The 17,937-nt window shown below is 64.4% G+C and carries 16 protein-coding genes; 10 read left to right on the top strand and 6 right to left on the bottom strand.

Going from position 1 to position 17,937, the window contains the following annotated elements:
- The first annotated feature begins 32 nt into the window (after nucleotides 1-32).
- Nucleotides 33-875 (top strand): zinc metalloprotease HtpX, encoded by an 843-nt coding sequence (gene htpX / locus GH663_RS14070; protein WP_153132348.1) that lies wholly within the window; start codon nucleotides 33-35, stop codon nucleotides 873-875.
- Nucleotides 876-883: 8 nt separating this feature from the next.
- Here the strand turns inward: htpX and GH663_RS14065 are convergent, their stop codons facing one another.
- The 4 genes from GH663_RS14065 to GH663_RS14050 form a co-directional block, all read right to left on the bottom strand.
- On the bottom strand, nucleotides 884-1,234 hold the full coding sequence (locus GH663_RS14065; RefSeq protein WP_153132347.1) for a ribbon-helix-helix domain-containing protein: 351 nt from the start codon (nucleotides 1,232-1,234) through the stop codon (nucleotides 884-886).
- A gap of 48 nt (nucleotides 1,235-1,282) precedes the next feature.
- Nucleotides 1,283-1,864 (bottom strand): DJ-1/PfpI family protein, encoded by a 582-nt coding sequence (locus GH663_RS14060; RefSeq protein ID WP_153132346.1) that lies wholly within the window; start codon nucleotides 1,862-1,864, stop codon nucleotides 1,283-1,285.
- 98 nt (nucleotides 1,865-1,962) lie between these two features.
- Nucleotides 1,963-2,382, bottom strand: a complete 420-nt coding sequence (locus GH663_RS14055; protein ID WP_153132345.1) for an S-adenosylmethionine decarboxylase family protein — start codon at nucleotides 2,380-2,382, stop codon at nucleotides 1,963-1,965.
- Between the two features lie 9 nt (nucleotides 2,383-2,391).
- The gene (locus GH663_RS14050; RefSeq protein WP_170291429.1) at nucleotides 2,392-3,279 is read right to left on the bottom strand and encodes a S1/P1 nuclease; all 888 of its coding nucleotides are present in this window, start codon (nucleotides 3,277-3,279) and stop codon (nucleotides 2,392-2,394) included.
- Between the two features lie 34 nt (nucleotides 3,280-3,313).
- Here GH663_RS14050 and rsmB point away from each other — a divergent pair, with 34 nt between their 5' ends.
- From rsmB to GH663_RS14005, 9 genes are all read left to right on the top strand, one after another.
- Entirely contained in the window at nucleotides 3,314-4,573 is a 1,260-nt protein-coding gene (rsmB, locus tag GH663_RS14045; protein ID WP_153132343.1) for a 16S rRNA (cytosine(967)-C(5))-methyltransferase RsmB, read from the top strand.
- Nucleotides 4,536-5,210, top strand: coding sequence for a DUF4390 domain-containing protein (locus GH663_RS14040; protein WP_153132342.1), 675 nt, complete (start codon nucleotides 4,536-4,538; stop codon nucleotides 5,208-5,210). Before rsmB ends, GH663_RS14040 begins: the two co-directional genes overlap by 38 nt.
- A complete protein-coding gene (locus tag GH663_RS14035) occupies nucleotides 5,207-7,363 on the top strand; it encodes a sensor histidine kinase (RefSeq protein ID WP_170291421.1) in 2,157 nt (718 codons plus the stop codon). The genes GH663_RS14040 and GH663_RS14035 overlap by 4 nt, the downstream gene beginning before the upstream one ends.
- The gene (locus tag GH663_RS14030; protein ID WP_153132340.1) at nucleotides 7,341-8,606 is read left to right on the top strand and encodes a sigma-54-dependent transcriptional regulator; all 1,266 of its coding nucleotides are present in this window, start codon (nucleotides 7,341-7,343) and stop codon (nucleotides 8,604-8,606) included. Before GH663_RS14035 ends, GH663_RS14030 begins: the two co-directional genes overlap by 23 nt.
- Nucleotides 8,607-8,696: 90 nt before the next feature.
- A complete protein-coding gene (gene trkA, locus GH663_RS14025) occupies nucleotides 8,697-10,130 on the top strand; it encodes a Trk system potassium transporter TrkA (RefSeq protein ID WP_153132339.1) in 1,434 nt (477 codons plus the stop codon).
- A gap of 10 nt (nucleotides 10,131-10,140) precedes the next feature.
- Nucleotides 10,141-11,595: a TrkH family potassium uptake protein gene (locus GH663_RS14020; protein ID WP_153132338.1), complete on the top strand. Its 1,455-nt coding sequence runs from the start codon at nucleotides 10,141-10,143 to the stop codon at nucleotides 11,593-11,595.
- Between the two features lie 95 nt (nucleotides 11,596-11,690).
- Nucleotides 11,691-12,758, top strand: a complete 1,068-nt coding sequence (gene hemE, locus GH663_RS14015) for a uroporphyrinogen decarboxylase (RefSeq protein ID WP_153132337.1) — start codon at nucleotides 11,691-11,693, stop codon at nucleotides 12,756-12,758.
- 300 nt (nucleotides 12,759-13,058) lie between these two features.
- On the top strand, nucleotides 13,059-15,041 hold the full coding sequence (locus GH663_RS14010; protein WP_153132336.1) for a primosomal protein N': 1,983 nt from the start codon (nucleotides 13,059-13,061) through the stop codon (nucleotides 15,039-15,041).
- 51 nt (nucleotides 15,042-15,092) lie between these two features.
- A complete protein-coding gene (locus GH663_RS14005; protein WP_153132335.1) occupies nucleotides 15,093-16,076 on the top strand; it encodes an SPM autocatalytic domain-containing protein in 984 nt (327 codons plus the stop codon).
- On the opposite strand, the gene GH663_RS14000 is transcribed toward GH663_RS14005, so the two are convergent.
- On the bottom strand, nucleotides 16,020-17,237 hold the full coding sequence (locus tag GH663_RS14000; RefSeq protein ID WP_153132334.1) for an MFS transporter: 1,218 nt from the start codon (nucleotides 17,235-17,237) through the stop codon (nucleotides 16,020-16,022). The genes GH663_RS14005 and GH663_RS14000 overlap by 57 nt on opposite strands.
- A complete protein-coding gene (locus GH663_RS13995; protein WP_153132333.1) occupies nucleotides 17,234-17,935 on the bottom strand; it encodes an MOSC domain-containing protein in 702 nt (233 codons plus the stop codon). Before GH663_RS13995 ends, GH663_RS14000 begins: the two co-directional genes overlap by 4 nt.
- Between the last annotated feature and the right edge of the window lie 2 nt (nucleotides 17,936-17,937).

The raw sequence follows: 17,937 nt of genomic DNA, 5'->3' as shown, positions 1-17,937 counted from the left end.
CAGGTAGTCCGATAGCCTCGCGGAGGTGTGCAATGTTCAACTGGATCAAGACGGCCTTGCTGATGGCGGCCATCATGGCGCTGTTCGGCATCGTCGGCGGCGTGCTTGGCGGCCGTTCCGGCATGATGCTGGCGCTGCTCTTCGGTGGTGCGATGAACCTGTTCTCCTATTGGTTCTCCGACGCCATGGTATTGAAGATGTACAACGCCCAGCCGGTGGACGAATACAGCGCGCCGCAGTTCTACAACATGGTGCGTGAATTGACCCGGCGGGCTGGCCTGCCGATGCCGAAGGTGTACATCATCGATGAAGATCAGCCGAACGCTTTCGCCACCGGGCGCAACCCGGAGCATGCGGCGGTGGCGGCGACGCGCGGCATCCTGCAACTGCTCTCGGCGCGTGAGTTGCGTGGTGTCATGGCACACGAACTGGCCCACGTTCAGCATCGCGATATCCTGATCTCGACCATTTCCGCGACCATGGCCGGGGCCATTTCGGCGTTGGCCAATTTTGTGATGTTCTTCGGTGGGCGGGACGCGGATGGGCGGCCGGTCAATCCGCTGGCCGGCATTCTGGTTGCCTTCCTGGCGCCGCTGGCGGCCAGCCTGATCCAGATGGCGATTTCGCGGGCCCGTGAATTCGAGGCCGATCGCGGCGGGGCCGAAATCAGTGGCGACCCGCAGGCGCTGGCCGACGCGCTGGGCAAGATCCAGCGCTATGCGGAAGGTCGCATCCCGATGGCGCCGGCCGAAGCGCATCCGGAAACGGCGCAAATGATGATCCTCAATCCGCTGTCCGGCGATGGTTTGCGCAGCCTGTTCTCGACGCACCCGCCGACCGCGGAGCGCATTGCCCGCTTGCGCGCGATGCGCTGATACCGTGCTCAGGCGGCGCCGAGATTGCGTGACAGGTGTTGCGCTGCCGGCGGCAGGGTGCCGACGACGGCCAGGCTGGGCCGCTCGCCGGCTTTCTGGTGACGCAGCGTCAGGTAGCGCAGGCAGGTGACGCGCAGGAAAGAGGCAAAGTTCTCGACCTCGCCGCGGTAGGCCTCGATTTCATCGTAGAGCTTGGCGATCAACTGGTTGGTCGTCATCCCCTCGTTGCCGGCCAGTTCGGCCAGGATGTCCCAGAACAGGTTTTCCAGCCGGATCTTGGTGACGAAGCCGTGGATGCGCAGCGAGCGGGCGCGCGACTCGTAGAGCATGGGGTCGGCTTTGACGTAGATTTCACACATGGCGCCTCCTGGTCGGATCGGGCAGCCGCCGGCTGCCCGTGCAGCATATCAAAGCGTGATGCGGGTACCGAGAACCTGCAGGAACTTGGCCAGCCAGTCCGGGTGGGCTGGCCAGGCCGGAGCGGTGACCAGGTTGCCATCGACGTGGGCCTGGTCGACCGGGATTTCGGCATAGTTGCCACCGGCCGACCGCACTTCCGGCGCGCAGGCCGGGTAGGCGCTGCAGGAGCGACCGCTGAGCACGCCGGCGGCGCTAAGCAATTGAGCGCCGTGACAGATGGCGGCAATCGGCTTGTTGCGGTCGGTAAAGTGGCGGACCATGGCCAGCACCTCGGGGTTCAGGCGCAGGTATTCCGGGGCGCGGCCGCCGGGAATGACCAGCGCATCGTAATCCTCGGCCTTGATGTCGGCGAAGCTGGCATTCAGCGTGAAGTTGTGGCCCGGCTTTTCGCTGTAGGTCTGGTCGCCTTCGAAATCGTGGATCGCGGTGCGTACCGAGTCGCCTGCCTTTTTGCCCGGACAGACGGCGTGCACCGCATGACCGACCATCAGCAGCGCCTGAAAGGGCACCATGGTTTCGTAATCCTCGGTGTAGTCACCGGTAATCATCAGAATTTTCTGGGCAGCCATTTTTGTCTCCTTGGTTGTCGTTCGGCGCCTGGCGTAAATGCCGGGGCGCTGTCATGCATTGTCTGGAGAATTGCCCGACGGCGGGTAGCAGCCGGTTACTACGCCGGGTCGGGCGGGGCTGGGTCGATGATCTGCTCGCGAATGCCGAGTTGGCCGCGTTTGACCTCGATGCGCTCGGTGCGGGCCGGGGCAAAGGCGGCGATGACGTCGCGGAAGAGGGCGTGGGCGCGCTCGCTGTTGTCGCCACTGAAATTGCAGACGTACACATCGAGGGTGACGGCACTGATTTCCGGCCAGGTATGCAGCGCGAGGTGGGACTCGGCGAGGACGACGGTGCCGGTGACGCCTGCGGCCTCGCCGTGGGCATCGCGAAATGGATGGAACAGGCGGCCGACGACGGTCAGACCGTGCCGCGTGCAGGCTTCGACACAAAACGCCTCAAGGCCGGGACCATCGAGCAAGAAGCCCGGTGGACAACGGCAGTCGTGCAGGTCGGCGATGAGGTGGATTCCGTGCATGGCGTGATTTTATGACGTTCCACGTGAAATGCGCTGGGCGAAAATGCTTTCCAGCAAACGGCCCAGCCGGTAGCCGGCTTCGACCAGGCGGCGCTGGGCAATGGCGCGCGCCTGCTGGTGAAACTCCTCGCTGACGATCGGCAACAGGCTGCCGGTCGCCGGCGGATAGGCCGCCGCGAGCAGGCGGTGGCTTTCGTCCCGCCATTGCGCGACCGTACCTTGGGCCGGAGCCGGGTAGGTGTCGAGCAGGCGGGCCGCGTTATTGTCCAGTCGTTTGCCGCGCAGCCAGGGCGGGCCGGGCAGGTCGTCCCAGTAAACATGCAGGCTGGTGAACGGCAGGCGCTTGTTGAACGGGTTCTCGATTTCCAGTTCGGTGCCGCCTTCGTCGTCATGGCGGCCGACATGCAGCGGCTGGTGGATGTCGCCGACCAGGTGAATGAGCCAGGGCAGGGCGTAGGAAATTTGCTCGTTTTGGGCCGTCGACCGAAGGACTCGGCTGAGTCGCTCGATCTGCCTGTCCAGTTCGCCTTTGCGGGGTTTGCCGTCGGCGCCGAGGTCGACGTAATGCCAACGCTTGTGGCGTGCCGTGTCGCTCAGGCCGGGTAGAGGCGGCGTCGCCGGTTCGCGCTGCTCGTCGTAAAAGCGTGGGTCGTTGCGGATATCGTCCGGCCAGGTCGCTGCCTCGGCAAAGAGGGCGCCGGCTTCGTCGCTGCGCGCCCGGTCGCGCCAGCGCTGGTGGTCCGGATGCTGACTGAGTGCCTCGGCGATGACTGCCTGCGTGCGCGGCGATAGCTGCTGCCAGGCGATGGCCGCCGTCAGCCGGTGGCCGGCCGCGTTCCAGGCCTGCGCCAGGGGGGCGGCCAGCAGAAGGGACAGGGCAATGAGCATTCGGCGCATGGCGGCATTATGCCCCGTGCGATAATCGCGGCCTATGTCCAGACTGCCGCCCAATTCCCTGGGGTTTGCCCTGCTGCAAGCCGCCCGCATCAACACTGCCGTTTTCGCCGGGCAAAGCCTGGCCGACGGCCTGCTTGCCCGCGTCGACCCGGTAGCCCGGCCGGCCGTGCAGGATCTCGTCTATGGCAGCCTGCGCCGCTATGGCCGGGGCGATTTCTTCCTCGGTCGCCTGCTCAGCAAGCCGCTGGCCGAGCCGGAAGTGCGGGCCCTGTTGCTGGTCGCCATCTACCGGCTGGAAACGCGGCCCGATGCCGCGCATACCGTGGTCGATCAGGCCGTCAGCGCGGCCGGCGAGTTGGCCGAAGGGCATTTGCGCCCGCTGGTCAATGGCGTGCTGCGTAACTTTCTGCGCCAGCAGACGGCCTTGACGGCCGCGCTGGTGGAAGATCCGGTCGCCGAGTTCCAGCATCCGGACTGGTGGCTGACCCGCTTGCAGGCAGCTTATCCGGCAGACTGGCCGGCCATCGTCGCCGCCGGCAATGCCGCGCCGCCGATGGCCTTGCGCGTCAATCAGCGGCGTTGCGAGCGGGCCGACTATCAGGCCCGGCTGGCGGCTGAAGGCATTGCCGCGACGGCGGTCGGCGAGGCCGGGCTGGCCCTGGACAAGCCGGTGCCGGTCGATCGTTTGCCCGGGTTTGCCGACGGCCTGGTTTCGGTGCAGGACCCTGGCGCCCAACTGGCCGCCAGCCTGCTCAACCCGCGCCCGGGCAGTCGGGTCCTCGATGCCTGCGCCGCGCCGGGCGGCAAAACGGCGCATTTGCTGGAGCGGGCGGAACTCGATCTGCTGGCGCTGGATCTGAAACCGTCGCGTTGCAAGCGGGTGACTGAAAATCTCGATCGGCTGGGCCTGAGCGCCGCGATCAAGGCCGCCGATTGCGCCAAGCTGAATACCTGGTGGGACGGCGAGCCCTTCGATGCGGTGCTGGCCGATGTGCCGTGTACGGCGAGCGGTGTCGTGCGCCGTAATCCGGATGCCAAATGGCTGCGCCGGGAAACCGATATCGCCAGCTTTGCCGCGGCCCAGTCGCGCATCCTCGACGCCTTGTGGCAGGTCGTCCGGCCCGGGGGTAAACTGCTTTACGCTACCTGCTCGGTCTTCCCAGCCGAAAATGGCCTGCAGATCGACGATTTTCTTGCTCGCCAGCCGCAGGCCCGCCGTTGCCATGAGGAACAGCTTTTACCCACTGCCGAACACGATGGCTTCTTTTACTGCCTGCTCGAAAAACTTTCTTGATCAGCTGCGGCTGAGTTTGCGCTGCTGGCTAGCGCTGCTCGTTTTCGTGCCGGCGGTGGCGTTGACCGCCGAGATCGAGGTCGCCAATCCGCAAATCACGCTGGGCGAGGATGGCTACATCCTCGCCGCCGACTTCAATTTCGATCTGAATCCGCGCCTGGAAGAGGCGGTGACCAAAGGCGTCGTGCTCCATTTCGTCGCCGATTTCGAACTCTCCCGACCGCGCTGGTACTTCTTCGATGAAAAGCTCGGCACGCGCAGCCAGACTTTCCGTCTCTCCTATCATGCGCTGACCCGCCAATATCGCTTGTCCACCGGCGCCTTGCACCAGTCTTTTTCGACCTTGTCCGAAGCGCTGCGCATGCTGTCGCACCTGCGTAACTGGCTGGTCATCGACAAGGCAGACAAGACGGTGCGTCCCGGCGAGCCCTATCAGGCGGCGCTGCGCCTGCGGCTCGATATCACCCAGTTGCCGCGCCCCTTTCAGATCAGCGCACTTGGCAACAAGGAATGGAGCTTGAGTTCGGACTGGAAGCTGTGGCCGGCGATCTTGCCGGCAGCGCTACCGGTTGCCGCACCCGGCCCGGCCCCTGCGGCAGTGGTGACGCCGCAGCCGCTGCCGGCGGAGGCCAAGTGAAGCGCTTCCTCGCCGCAGGCGGCGCCCTGGCCGCAGCCGTCGGCGGCATCCTCTGGTTCCTGTTGCTGATGTCGACGGCGGCCGACACCGTCATTTTTTCCCGCAACTACCCGCTGCTGATCGGGCTCAACATCATCCTGGCGCTCGGCATGGTCGGCCTGGTCGGCTGGCAGTTGCGTTCGCTGTGGCGCGACTATCAGGCGCAGGTCTTCGGTGCCCGCCTCAAGCTGCGCCTGATGCTGATGTTCGGGGTCATCGCCGTGCTGCCGGGGGCGCTGGTCTATGGCGTTTCGGTGCAGTTCGTCACCCGCTCGATCGAAAGCTGGTTCGACGTGCGGGTTGAAAAGGCGCTTGAATCCGGCTTGCAATTGGGCCGCTCGGCACTCGACTCGCTGCTTGCCGACCTCAGCGACAAGGCACATAGCATGGCCACCGAGCTGTCGGACATCAAGGAAGTGTCGCGACGTTCGGCGCTGCTCCGCTTGCGTGAGGAAAAGGGCGTGCAGTCGGCGGCGCTGTTCTCGGTCGGCGGCCAGTTGCTGTCGAGCGCGACCAGCGAACTGAGCAGCCTGCTGCCCGAACTGCCGAGCCAGAGCCAGCTCAAGCAGGCGCGCAGTTCGCGGGCGGTGACCTCGGTCGAAGGCGAGGGCGGCAAACTCTACCTGCGCGTGCTGGTTGCGGTGGCGGCGCGTGACGTCTTTGAAGAGCCGCGCATCCTGCAACTGACCCATCCGGTGCCGCCCAGCCTGGCCCATGACGCCGATGCGGTGCAGGCCGTCTATCGCGATTACCAGGAACTGCAGCTGGCTCGCCAGGGGCTGACCCGGATTTATGCGCTGACCCTGACCCTGACCGTGCTCGTCGCGCTGTTCGGCGCCTTCGCGCTGGCCTACGTGATGGCCCGCCGGCTGGCCGCGCCGCTCTACATCCTGGCCGAAGGGACGCAGGCTGTGGCGCAGGGCGACTTTTCGCCGCGCCAGGCGATCTACAGTGGCGACGAACTGGGCATCCTGACTCAGTCCTTCAACCAGATGACCCGCCAGCTCGACGATGCCCGGCGCGAAACCGAGCGCCACCGGGCCGAGCTGGAGTCGGCGCGCGGCTATCTCGAATCCATTCTGGCCAACCTGTCGGCCGGGGTACTGGTTTTCGACCGTCGCTTCGTGCTGCGCACGATCAACGAAGGGGCACTGACCGTTCTGAACGACGATTTCCAGGGTCTGGTTGGCGAGTCGGTCGAGAACTGGCCGCGCCAGAGCATCATGGGGCAATTCATCCGCGAACATTTCGCCAGCACCGAAGATGCCGAGTGGCAGGGCCAGCTCGAACTTGAGCGGCCGAATGGCATGCCGCAGGTACTGCTGCTGCGCGGCTCGCGCCTGCCGGAGGCGAGCGGCGGCGGTGACGTCGTCGTCTTCGATGATGTGACCCGGATCATCGCCGCCCAGCGCAGTGCAGCCTGGGGCGAGGTTGCCCGGCGGCTGGCCCACGAGATCAAGAATCCACTGACGCCGATCCAGCTCTCGGCCGAGCGCCTGCAGTTCAAGCTGGCCGGCAAGCTGGCCAACGGTGATGCCGACATGCTGGCCCGTGGCACGCAGACCATCATCAACCAGGTGCAGGCGATGAAGCGCATGGTCGACGACTTCCGCGACTACGCCCGAATGCCGGCCCCGGAAGTGGCGCCGCTCGATCTCAACGAGCTGATCGGCGAGGTGCTCGGCCTCTATGAAAGCTCGTCGGCCCGCATCGAAACCCGGCTCGCCGAACATCTGCCACCGGTGCTTGGCGATGCGACCCAACTGCGGCAGATCATCCACAACCTGCTGCGCAATTCCGAAGATGCCCTGGAAGGGCGGGACGAGACCCGCATCGAGATTTCCACCGAAACGGCCGGTCGCTTTGCCCGGCTGCAGATCGCCGACAACGGGCCCGGCTTTCCGGCCGAACTGTTGCCGCGCATCTTCGAACCCTATGTCACGACCAAGGCGCGCGGTACCGGCCTTGGCCTGCCCATCGTCAAGAAAATTGTCGAAGAACACCTGGGCACTATTGAAATCAGCAATGCACCGGAGGGCGGCGCCCGGATCGATATCCGCCTGCCCCTGGTGAAAGAAGAGGAAGCCAAAAATGGCAATCATTCTGGTCGTTGACGACGAAGTCGGCATTCGCGAACTGCTTTCGGAAATCCTGATCGACGAGGGCTACGACGTCCGCCTGGCCGAAAACGCCACGGCAGCCCGTCAGGTACGCCTTGAACTGCGTCCCGATCTGGTCCTGCTCGACATCTGGATGCCCGACACCGACGGCATTTCCCTGCTCAAGGAATGGCATGCCGGCGGTCATCTGAACATGCCGGTGGTGATGATGTCGGGGCATGGCACGATCGATACGGCGGTCGAGGCGACCCGCTTCGGCGCCTTCGACTTCCTGGAAAAGCCGATTGCGCTGCAGAAGTTGCTGTCGACGGTGCAGAAGGCGCTCAAGCACGATGCGCCGCCGCAGCGTTTGCCGTTGACCCTGGAAGCCTTCGGCCGCTCCGCGTTCGTCAAGGAATTCAAGCGCCGTCTGGAACAGGCGGCTGCCAAGTCGCCCTTGCTGCTGCTCAAGGGGGCGACCGGCGGCATGGCGGAGATCTGCGCCCGCACGCTGCAACCGCCGCGCGCACCGTGGCTCGATCTATCCAGCGTGAGCAGTGCGCTGACTCAGGAAATGCTGGAAAAAGTCAGCGGCGGTCTGCTCTTTGTGCCGGACCTGTCGGCGCTCGGCAAAATGCAGCAAATGAACCTGGCCTATGCGGTCGACCGCCTGGACAAGCTCAATTTGCAACTGGTCGCCGCCATTGCCCGGCCGCTGCCATCGTTGCTCGAAGCCGGCTGGGACAACAAGCTGGTGACGCGCCTCGGCGAAATCTGGATTGCCATGCCTTCGCTGGCCGGCCATGCCGATGAGCTGCCGGAGATCGCCAGCCTGCTGCTGACCAATTTCGTCGAACGCGGCGAAGTCCAGCCGCGACGCTTTTCGACCGGGGCGCTCAACGCGCTGCGGACATTGCCCTGGAAAAACCTGCCGGAAGCCAGTTGGACCGATCTCTACGGGCTCGTGCGCAACCTGGCGCTGACCGCGCTCGACGAAGAGATTTCGGCCGACGACGTGACTCGCGTCATGCCGCGTGACGAGGGTGGCAGCCGCGAACTGGCCTCGCTGTTGCCGCTGCTCGAACAGCCCTTGCGCGAAGCGCGCGATGCCTTCGAAAAACTGTACTTCGAGCACCACCTACGGCTGGAGGGTGGCAATATGACAAAACTGGCCGAGCGTTCCGGCCTGGAGCGGACGCACCTGTACCGCAAGCTGAAGCAACTTGATGTAAAACTCGGCAAGCGCAGCGAAGAATAAAGGGCCCTCGGCCGGCGGAGCGCTTGGGGGAGTGTTCCGCTGGCCGAGCGGCCGGGGCCGGAGAGTCGGGCGGTCAACAACGGGGGTTGCATGAAAGTCATCATTCTCGGCGCCGGCCAGGTCGGCGCAAGCGTCGCGGAAGGTCTGGTTTCCGAAGAAAACGATATCACCGTCGTCGATAGCGACGGGGTGCGCCTGATGGTCCTGCAGGACAAGCTGGATTTGCGTGCCGTGGTCGGCAACGCGGCAACACCGAGCATCCTGCGCGAGGCCGGGGCCGAGGATGCCGACATGATCATTGCAGTGACGCAGAGTGACCAGACCAATCTGGTGGCCTGCAAGCTGGCGCAAAGCGTCTTTAATGTGCCGACCCGGATCGCGCGCCTGCGTTCGCGCGACTTTCTCGAAGATGCCAGCCTGTTGTCGGAGGAAAATTTCGCGGTCGATTTTGCGCTCTGCCCGGAGCAGGTGATCACCGATTACATCTGCCGTCTGATCGAATTCCCGGAAGCCTTGCAGGTGCTCAATTTCGCCCGGGGCCGGGTGAGCCTGGTGGCGGTGCGCGCCTATGAAGGCGGTTTGCTGGTCGGCCAGCCGATCAAGCAGATGCGCGAGCATCTGCCGCCGGAAATGGATGCCCGGATCGCCGCCATTTTCCGCCGCGACCAGCCGGTCTTTCCCGAGGGCGATACCGTCGTCGAGGCCGGTGACGAGGTCTTCCTGCTGGCCGCGGCCGAACATATCCGGCCGGTGCTGCGCCAGTTGCGGCGGATGATGCGGCCGGTCGAGCGGATCATGATCGCCGGCGGCGGCAATATCGGCATCCGGCTGGCCAGGACACTGGAAAGGCGCTACGAGGTCAAGGTTATCGAAGGCCGCAAGGAGCGCGCCGAAGTACTGGCCAACGAACTCGACAATGCGCTGGTCCTGCTCGGCGACGCTACCGATGAGGAGCTGCTGGAGCAGGAGAACATTGCCGAGATGGATCTCTTCCTCGCGCTGACCAATGACGACGAAGACAACATCATGTCCGGTAGCCTGGCCAAGCGCCTTGGCTGCAAGCGGGTGGTGGCATTGATCAACCGCCGGGCCTATGCCGAGATGATCGAAGGCGGGCCGATCGACATCGGTATTTCGCCAGCCCAGGTCTCGATCGGTACTTTGCTCGCCCATGTCCGCCAGGGCGACGTCGCCGAAGTGCATTCGCTGCGTCGCGGGGCGGCCGAGGCGCTGGAAATCGTCGCCCACGGCGATGCCCAGACCTCGAAGGTGGTCGGCAAGCGGATCGACCAGATCGACTGGCCGAGCGGCGTGACGGTGGCTGCCGTCGTCCGCAATTTCGAACAGGCCGTCATCGTCGGCCAGACCGACGACTGGACGGCGATCACCCGGCACGGCGAAGTGGTGATCGCGCACCACGACACGCTGATCGAGGCGGAAGACCACGTCATCGTCTTCTGCACCCGCAAGAAGTTGGTCAAGAAGGTCGAGAAGCTGTTCCAGGTCGGTTTCCACTTCCTTTGAAAGGTCGACCATGACGCGCTTCGCTCCCGTATATCGCGCGCTGGGCATGATCGTCATGCTCTTCGGCCTGACCATGCTGGCGCCGCTGATCGTTTCCTACCTCACCAACGACGGCGCACAAACCGCCTACGACGAGGCTTTTCTGCTGACCATGCTGTGTGGCGCCTTTCTCTGGTACCGCTACCGCAATTGCAAGCGTGAGCTGAACATCCGCGACGGCTTCCTGATGGTCGTGCTGGTGTGGACGGTGCTGCCGGCCTTTGCCGCCATCCCGCTGATGCTGCAACTGGGCATCAGTCATACCGATGCCTATTTCGAGGCGGTGTCCGGGCTGACGACGACCGGTTCGACGGTGCTCGCCAACCTCGATACGCTGCCGATGTCGGTCAACCTGTGGCGCCACCAGCTGGTCTGGGTTGGCGGCATGGGTTTGATCGTGCTGGCCATTGCCATCCTGCCGCTGCTCGGCATCGGTGGCCGCCAGATGTTCAAGGCCGAAACGCCGGGGCCGATGAAGGATGCCAAGCTGACGCCGCGCATCGCCGAGACGGCGAAGGGCTTGTGGCTGGTCTATCTTGGGGTATCGATCGCCTGCATCGTCGGTTACCGTTGGGCCGGCATGAGTTGGTTCGACGCAGTCTGCCATGGCTTTTCGACGATGGGCCTGGGCGGTTTCTCGACCCACGATGCCAGTTTCGGCTTTTTCAATTCGCCGGCCATCGAAGGGGTGGCCGTCATGTTCATGCTGATCGCCGGCATGAATTTCGGCACACTGTTCCTCGCCGTCAATGGGCGCTCGCTGCGCCCTTATCTGCGCGACCCGGAAGCCGGCTGGTTTCTCGGCATCACGCTGCTCAGCATCATGGCGGTGGCGATCTATATCTGGAAGGACGGCGCCTACCCCGATCTCGATACGGCAGTTCGCCATACCGCTTTCAACCTGGTCTCGATCGCGACGACGACCGGCTTTGCCAGCGTTGATTTTGCCCAATGGCCGATCTTCGCCCCGCTGTGGATGCTGTTTCTGTCCAGTTTCGTGACCAGCGCCGGGTCGACCGGCGGCGGCATCAAGATGATGCGGGCCCTGCTGCTCTACAAGCAGGTCTACCGCGAACTGCTGCGCGCCATGCACCCGAGCGCCGTCTACAACGTCCGCATCGGCAGCCAGATGGCGCCGCAGCCGATTCTCTTCGCGGTGCTCGCTTTCGCCTTCATGTACATGGTCAGCATTGCCTCTCTGACGCTGTTGATGGCGTTCACCGGCCTCGACATCGTTTCGGCCTTCACCGCCATCGTCGCCAGCGTCAACAACACCGGGCCGGGCCTCGGCGTGGTCGGGCCATCGACCACCTACGAAGTGCTGGAAGACTTCCAGACCTGGATCTGCATCTTCGCCATGCTGCTCGGCCGCCTGGAAATATTCACCTTGCTGGTCGTGCTGACGCCGGCTTTCTGGCGCAAATAGCAGCTTCTCCCGCCTTTTCCTGATTCAGCGCAAGTGACCGCAGCCGGGGAAAGGCGGATAATCTCGCCTTTCCGAATTTTCTGGCGGAGTCCGACGTGAGCCGACCCAAGAACGACACTTTCCTGCGCGCCCTTCTCAAAGAGCCGACCGACTACACCCCGCTCTGGCTGATGCGCCAGGCCGGCCGTTACCTGCCCGAGTACTGCGAAACCCGCAAACGCGCCGGCAACTTCCTGAACCTGTGCAAGTCGCCGACCATGGCCTGCGAAGTGACGCTGCAACCGCTGGCCCGTTACGACCTCGACGCCGCCATCCTGTTCTCCGACATCCTGACCGTGCCGGATGCGATGGGCCTCGGCCTCTATTTCGCCGAAGGCGAGGGGCCGCGTTTTGAGCGGCCGCTGCGTGAAGAGTGGGCAATCAACAACCTGACCGCGCCGGATCCCTACGAGCACCTTGGCTACGTGATGGACGCCGTTGCCGAAATCCGCCGCGCCCTGGACAACTCGGTGCCGCTGATCGGTTTCTCCGGCAGCCCGTACACGCTCGCCTGCTACATGGTCGAAGGCCAGGGCTCGAGCGATTTCCGCCATATCAAGGGCATGATGTACAACCGCCCGGACCTGCTGCACAAGATCCTGTCGGTGACCGCCGACTCGGTGATCTCCTACCTGAACGCCCAGATCGACAGTGGCGCGCAGGCCGTGATGATCTTCGACACCTGGGGCGGTTCGCTGTCGAATGCGGCCTATCAGGAATTCTCGCTGCAATACATGCAGCGCATCGTCGCCGGCCTGAAGAAGGAAAAGGACGGCCAGCGCATTCCGAGCATCGTCTTCACCAAGAACGGTGGCCTGTGGCTGGAAAAGATCGCCGCCATCGGCTGCGATGCGGTCGGCCTCGACTGGACCATCGACATCGGCGAAGCGCGCCGCCGCGTCGGCGACCAGGTTGCCCTGCAGGGCAACCTCGATCCGAACGTGCTGTTCGCCGGCCCGGAAGTCGTCGCCGCCGAAGCCAAGAAGGTGCTCGACAGCTACGGCCCGGGCAATACCGGCCACGTTTTCAATCTCGGCCACGGTATTTCCCAATTCACGCCGCCAGAAAGCGTCACCGCCCTGGTCGAAGCTGTCCATTCGCACAGCCGTCTATTACGTAAGTAATATCGATAAGTGAGCGGCAAAGCCTGACTTATACACAGCGCTTTGCCTTTCACCAAGAAAAAGTCCAGAAAACCCCTTGACAGCAACGCGTTTGTTTAAAGTATTGAATATAAACAATATTCGCAGTTGCACAATATTTCGGCAAAGTAACAAACTCCTTACGGGACGGTTACTTAGCGGCAACAATCGAAAGCAATCCACAAAGTTATCCACAGCTTTTGTGGACAAGCCCGGGAGACCCGGGCCGGCCGGGGGCCAGCCCCCCGTTTTCGACTACTGAAGGCACTCCTCGGTCCAGCCATGCCCGTCTTGCGCGTTGCCCTCGATTTGCCGCTGCATCGCCTGTTCGATTATGTCGCCGAGGCGGCGTCGACCGCCGAGATCGGCTTGCGCGTCCGCGTCCCGTTCGGGCGGGGCGAACGGCTGGGGGTCATCGTCGATGTTCAGGACGGCAGCGACTGGCCGCTCGCCCAACTGAAGCCGGCCGGCGAGATCCTGCGCGACCTGCCGCCGTTGCCGGCCGATTTCTTCCGCCTGTGTGAATTCGCCAGTGCCTATTACCAGGCGCCGTTTGGCGAAGTGCTGTTGCAGGCCTTGCCGGTCGGCCTGAAACGCCTGGACCCGCCGACCCGGCGCAATGCCCGGGTGGCCAAGCCGATGCCGGCCGTCGCTGCCCCCGACCTGACTGGCGAGCAGGCGCTGGCGGTCAATGCCATCGACCCAACCGCCGGCTTTTCTGCCCATTTGCTGCATGGCGTGACCGGCAGCGGCAAGACCGAGGTTTACCTGCGCCTGATCGAGCGCACGCTGGCCGCTGGCCGGCAGGTTCTGCTACTGGTCCCGGAAATCAACCTGACGCCACAACTCGAAGGCCGGGTGCGGGCGCGTTTCCCGGACACTGGCGTCGTTTCACTGCACAGCGAATTGGCCGAGGCGGCACGCGAGCGCAACTGGCGGGCCGCTTTTGCCGGTGAGGCGAGCATCGTGCTCGGCACCCGGCTGGCGATCTTCACGCCGTTGCCGCGCCTGGGCCTGATCGTCATCGACGAGGAACACGACCCGTCCTTCAAGCAGCAGGATGGCATGCGCTATTCGGCGCGCGATGTCGCGGTTTTTCGCGCCCACCAGCTCGGCATTCCGATCCTGCTCGGTTCGGCGACGCCGTCGCTGGAATCCTGGGCCAACGCGCAGAGCAAGCGCTACGGGCTGCTGACCTTGCACGAGCGGGCCAACCCGGAAGCTTCCTTGCCGGCGGTGCACGTGCTCGATACGCGAAAAATGACCTTGCAGGAGGGGGTCAGCGCGGCGCTGGTGGCCGGCATCAAGGAACGCCTGGCGCGCGGCGAACAAAGCCTGGTCTTCCTCAACCGGCGCGGCTATGCGCCGGTGCTGGCTTGTCCGGCCTGCGGCTGGATCTCGCGCTGTACGCGTTGCGCGGCGAACATGGTGCTGCACCTGGCCGACCGTCGCTTGCGCTGCCACCACTGCGGCTGCGAACACCGCGTGCCAAAAGCCTGTCCGACCTGCGGCAATCAGGACATTCATCCTTTCGGGCGGGGCACGCAGCGTCTCGAGGACTGGCTGAAGGAACAGTTTCCGGAAGCGCGTATCCTGCGCGTCGACCGCGACTCGGTGAAGAGCCGCAAGCAGTGGGAAGTGATGCTCGAGCGCATTCACGGCGGTGAGGCCGATATCCTGGTCGGTACGCAGATGCTGGCCAAGGGCCACGATTTCCCGAAACTGACGCTGGTTGGCGTGCTCGGTGCCGACTCGGCCTTGTTCGCTGCCGATTGGCGGGCACCGGAGCGCTTGTTTGCCCAGTTGATGCAGGTCGCCGGGCGAGCCGGGCGGGCCGAGCTGAAGGGTGAGGTACTGATCCAGACCGAGTACCCGGATCACCCGCTCTATGCGGCCTTGGTCGCTCACGATTACCCCGGTTTCGCCGCGACCCTGCTGAAGGAGCGCGAGCAGGCCGGCTTTCCGCCCTATGCCTTCCAAGCCATGCTGCGCGCCGAGGCACCGGAGATGGCCGATTCGATCGCCTTCCTGCAGGCCGCTGCGGCCTTGCCGGTGATCGCTGAGCATGAAAACATCCTGATCTACGATCCGATCCCGATGAAAATGGCTCGCCTGGCCAATCTGGAGCGCGGTCAACTGCTTGCCGAATCGTATTCGCGGCCGGCCTTGCAGGCCTTTCTACCGTACTGGCGGGAGGCGATCGCCGGCATCAAGGCGCCGTCCAAGTTGCGCTGGCATATCGAAGTCGACCCCTACGAGTTTTGACCGGCACGCCCCTTGCAGAGGAATCATTTCAAACTTGGCAAGGAGCGCAACATGAGAATCCAGGAATCGACGGTACAACTGGCGGCGACGCACGAGGCGGAGCGCAGCCAGACGCTGGAAACGACCACGGTGCAGGACTTCCGGCAACTGTTCAAGAGCCTCGCCGCGGAGAACCGCGAAGATGAAGTCGCTGCCCGCGAGCGTGTGCAAAAGCTGTTGCAGCAACTGGTCGATGCCATTCTGGCGGCAATCGACGGCAAGAAATGCAAGGAAAACCTTGCCGCTCCGGAGACTTTGCCGGTCGATGCCGAATTGCCGACGCGGACGCGGGAAATTAGCTGGCAGCGCACGGTGACGGAATGCATTTCCGAATCGGAACGGACTAGCGTCTGCGGCAGCGGCACGGTAAAAACCGCCGATGGCCGGTCGATCGCCTTCGACTACTCGCTTGATCTGGCCCGCGACTACAGCAGCCGGAAAACGACCAGCGAATCCGCCAGCGTCCAGTTGCGCGACCCGCTGGTCCTCAGCTTCGACGGCAATTCCTGTGAGCTGACCGAAGAGCGCATGGCCTTCGATCTCAACGGCGATGGCACGCTTGAGGAGATTCCCGGCCTTGGCGCGAGTAGCGGTTTTCTCGTCTTCGACCGCAATGGCAACGGCAAGGCCGACAATGGCAGCGAGTTGTTCGGCGTCGCCAGCGGCAATGGTTTCGCCGATCTCAGCCAGCTCGACAGCGACCACAATGGCTGGATCGACGAAGGCGATAGCGCCTGGAACCAGCTCGCCATCTGGTCCGGTGACCAATTCGGCTCGCTCGCCTCGCGCGGCGTCGGCGCCTTGTATACCGCTGCGGTGGACGCCCCGTTTTCGCTAAAAACCGCCGACAACGAATTGCTCGGCCAGATCCGCTCGGCCGGGCTCTATCTCAGCGAGGCGGGGGCGGTCGGCTCGCTGCAGCAGGTCGACCTCGCCATCTCAAGTCCGGCGGTTGGGGCGCAGCAACCAACCGAGCGCCAGAACCTGAGCGCCTAACAGGCTGCAGAAGGCGGCGCGGAAAGCCGCGTCGCCGGTCCAGCCCCCGGCCTGCAACAGGTCGACGAGGACGCCGATGCCCCATTGCAGTCCAAAGGCACCGGCAAAGACCAGCAGGTTGAGTGCGGTATTGGCGCGCCCCGACATCGCCGGCGGGAAGGCTTGGGCGACCAGCGAATAGGCAATGTTGGAGAGCGAGAAACAGGCGCCAAGCACCGGCCACAGAAGGTTGCCGGCCAGGGTCGGCTGGCCGGTGATGAGCGCGAAGCAGGCGAGGGCGAGCAACATGGCGCCGAGATAGACTTTTTCCAGCTTGATGCCGCGGTGCACCAGCGCCGTCGCGAAGAAACCCATGAACAGGAAACCGGCCAGCATGGCGCCGCTGATTAGCGTCAACCGGCTGCCCACTGCTGCACCGTCCATGCCCTCGAGCACCATCATCCAGCGCGAGGCCCAGAGGCCCTGGACGGCCATGAAGCCGCCGGTGAAGCAGAAACCCATCGGCGCATAACGCCAGAAATGCGCACTGGAGAAAATGCTTTTGACGCCGGCCAGTTGCTCGGCGAAGCCGGCTCCCTTGGTTTCGCTGGCCTTGTCCGGGACGAGAAACCAGAGCAGGGCGGCGACCAGCAGCGTGGTGGCGGCCAGGGAGAGGGCGATGCCTCGCCAACTGGCAAAGCCGAGGGCCAGTTCGAGCGGTTTTGACGCGGCTAGTGCGCCGAGCCCGCCGGCCGCCATGATCAGGCCGGTCAGCGAGGCCTGGCGTTCGGGCGGGAACCACTGGGCAAAAGCCTTGAAGGAGGCCATCAGGCAGGCCGAGACGCCGAGGCCGATCAGGGCGCGGCCAATGGCCAGCCCCCCCAGTTCGTCGGACAGCGCGAAGGTGGCGGCGCCGGCGGCGGCAAGCAGCAGCAGGCCGGCCTCGACGCGGCGTGGGCCGAAACGGTCGAGCAGCATGCCGAGTGGTAACTGGGCAATGCCGAAGGCGAGGAAATAGGTACTGGTCAGCAGGCCGAGGGCGTTGTCGCCGAGGCTCAGTTCGCGGGCGAGAACCGGGCCGAGGACGGCATTGACCGTGCGGTACAGGTAGGACAGGAAATAGCCGGCGGCAAAAGGCACAAAAAGCCTGAGCCACAGCTTGCGGGAGGCGGGCTGAATCACAGGTTCTCCGGTTTCACGTGGAACGCCTTGACCGGGACCGGCGTTTGTTCCGGGTTCTGGCGGAGCCAGGCGAGCCGCTGGTCGATTTTCTGTTGCCAGTGCCGCGCAATGCCCGGAGTCGCCACCAGTTGGGCGAGGGCGGCCGGGTCGGGGCGGTGGGCCTGCCATAGTTGCATGGCGGCGGCCAGGGTCGGGGCACTGGCCTCGCTTTCGCGTTCCAGGCAGTCGCCGGGGGCGACCCGGCCGGGAGTAACGACTCGCCAGTACCAGCCGGTCAGCCGCTGTTCGGCAATGAAGGCGGCCATGCCGTCGCAGGCGAAGCGTTCGTCGATTTTCCAGCACGGGCTGCGCGGCTGGCAGACTTGCAGCCGGGCGGTGCCGAGGCACCAGATTTCGCCGAGGCGGACGTCGTTTTCATCGAGCTCCGTAGTGGCGATGTTTTCGCCGAGGCTGCCCGGCACGAGCAGCGGGGCAGCCGCCGGGAAGCGCGCTGCAAGCCGGGCGTAATGGCGGCTCGGGTAGAGGTGCACGGCTTTTTCAGGGCCGCCGTGCACGCGACGGTCGGCCTGCTGATCGCCGACGAAGCCTTCCGGACCGAGTTCGAGAGCGCTGCTGACGGCTTGTTTGTAGATCCCGGTCGGCCGACCGGACTCAGGCAGCGGCCGGATGCCGCCGATGAAAAGGGAGATGTTTGCCATGG

It is taken from the genome of Dechloromonas hortensis (assembly GCF_009469765.1).
GTDB classification, from domain to species: domain Bacteria; phylum Pseudomonadota; class Gammaproteobacteria; order Burkholderiales; family Rhodocyclaceae; genus Azonexus; species Azonexus hortensis.
This window is presented reverse-complemented; position numbering and strand designations above follow the sequence as displayed.

Coding starts and splice junctions, on each gene's coding strand:
- rsmB (WP_153132343.1), top strand. CDS start 3,314: ATGTCCAGACTGCCGCCCAATTCCCTGGGGTTTGCCCTGCTGCAAGCC.
- trkA (WP_153132339.1), top strand. CDS start 8,697: ATGAAAGTCATCATTCTCGGCGCCGGCCAGGTCGGCGCAAGCGTCGCG.
- GH663_RS14060 (WP_153132346.1), bottom strand. CDS start 1,864: ATGGCTGCCCAGAAAATTCTGATGATTACCGGTGACTACACCGAGGAT.
- GH663_RS14050 (WP_170291429.1), bottom strand. CDS start 3,279: ATGCGCCGAATGCTCATTGCCCTGTCCCTTCTGCTGGCCGCCCCCCTG.
- GH663_RS14055 (WP_153132345.1), bottom strand. CDS start 2,382: ATGCACGGAATCCACCTCATCGCCGACCTGCACGACTGCCGTTGTCCA.
- GH663_RS14040 (WP_153132342.1), top strand. CDS start 4,536: ATGGCTTCTTTTACTGCCTGCTCGAAAAACTTTCTTGATCAGCTGCGG.
- GH663_RS14020 (WP_153132338.1), top strand. CDS start 10,141: ATGACGCGCTTCGCTCCCGTATATCGCGCGCTGGGCATGATCGTCATG.
- htpX (WP_153132348.1), top strand. CDS start 33: ATGTTCAACTGGATCAAGACGGCCTTGCTGATGGCGGCCATCATGGCG.
- GH663_RS13995 (WP_153132333.1), bottom strand. CDS start 17,935: ATGGCAAACATCTCCCTTTTCATCGGCGGCATCCGGCCGCTGCCTGAG.
- GH663_RS14005 (WP_153132335.1), top strand. CDS start 15,093: ATGAGAATCCAGGAATCGACGGTACAACTGGCGGCGACGCACGAGGCG.
- GH663_RS14030 (WP_153132340.1), top strand. CDS start 7,341: ATGGCAATCATTCTGGTCGTTGACGACGAAGTCGGCATTCGCGAACTG.
- GH663_RS14065 (WP_153132347.1), bottom strand. CDS start 1,234: ATGTGTGAAATCTACGTCAAAGCCGACCCCATGCTCTACGAGTCGCGC.
- GH663_RS14010 (WP_153132336.1), top strand. CDS start 13,059: ATGCCCGTCTTGCGCGTTGCCCTCGATTTGCCGCTGCATCGCCTGTTC.